This is a genomic window from Arthrobacter sp. C152 (assembly GCF_054890965.1).
The window spans coordinates 1-1142 of sequence record NZ_JBTZSU010000092.1 but is presented as its reverse complement, the minus strand read 5'-3'; the positions used below and the strand labels follow the sequence as shown (position 1 = coordinate 1142).

The following is a 1142-nucleotide window of genomic DNA, read 5'->3' as shown; positions in this document are numbered from 1 at the left end:
AACCAGCTGCCTGATCGTGATCCGGAAGAGACTGCCGAGTGGGTTGAGTCCCTGGATGCGTTGATCAGGGAACAGGGCACCGAGCGTGCCCAATACATCATGCGGAGCCTGCTGCAGCGCGCGGGCGCGCAGAGCGTGGGCGTGCCGATGGTGACCACCACGGACTACGTGAACACGATCCCGGTGGACCAGGAAGCCCAGTTCCCGGGCAACGAGGAATACGAGCGCCGGTACCGGGCGTACATGCGGTGGAACGCCGCGGTCATGGTGCACCGGGCGCAGCGGCCCGACATCGGCGTCGGCGGGCACATCTCCACCTACGCCGGCGCGGCCACCCTGTACGAGGTGGGCTTCAACCACTTCTTCCGTGGCAAGGACGCCCCCGGCGGCGGGGACCAGGTCTTCTTCCAGGGCCACGCCTCCCCCGGGATGTACGCCCGGGCGTTCATGGAAGGCCGCCTGTCCGAGGAGGACCTGGACGGGTTCCGGCAGGAAAAGTCCAAGGAAGGCCACGCCCTCTCCTCGTACCCGCACCCGCGGCTGATGCCCAAGTTCTGGGAATTCCCGACCGTGTCCATGGGCATCGGGCCGATGAACGCGATCTACCAGGCCCAGTCGAACCGGTACCTGCACAACCGCGGCCTGAAGGACACCTCCGACCAGCAGGTCTGGGCGTTCCTGGGCGACGGGGAAATGGACGAGCCCGAGTCCCGCGGGCTGCTCCAGCTGGCCGCGAACGAGAACCTGGACAACCTGAACTTCGTGATCAACTGCAACCTCCAGCGCCTGGACGGGCCGGTACGGGGCAACGGCAAGATCATGCAGGAACTCGAAGCGTTCTTCCGCGGCGCGGGCTGGAACGTGATCAAGGTCGTCTGGGGCCGGGAATGGGATGACCTGCTCACCCGCGACACCGACGGCTCGCTCGTGAAGATCATGAACGAAACCCCCGACGGGGACTACCAGACCTATAAGGCCGAATCCGGCGGGTTCGTCCGCGAACACTTCTTCGGCAAGACCCCGCAGACCAAGGACCTCGTCGCGGACCTCTCCGACGATCAGATCTGGAACCTCAAGCGCGGCGGCCACGACTACCGCAAGGTCTACGCCGCGTACAAGGCAGCCACCGAATTCAAGGGCAA

Annotated in this window: 1 pseudogene; it reads left to right on the top strand. The window is 65.6% G+C overall.

Annotation, left to right across the window (positions count from 1 at the left end):
* Window positions 1–1142, top strand: a pseudogene (locus ACYSM9_RS21840) (pyruvate dehydrogenase (acetyl-transferring), homodimeric type); the annotation flags it as partial.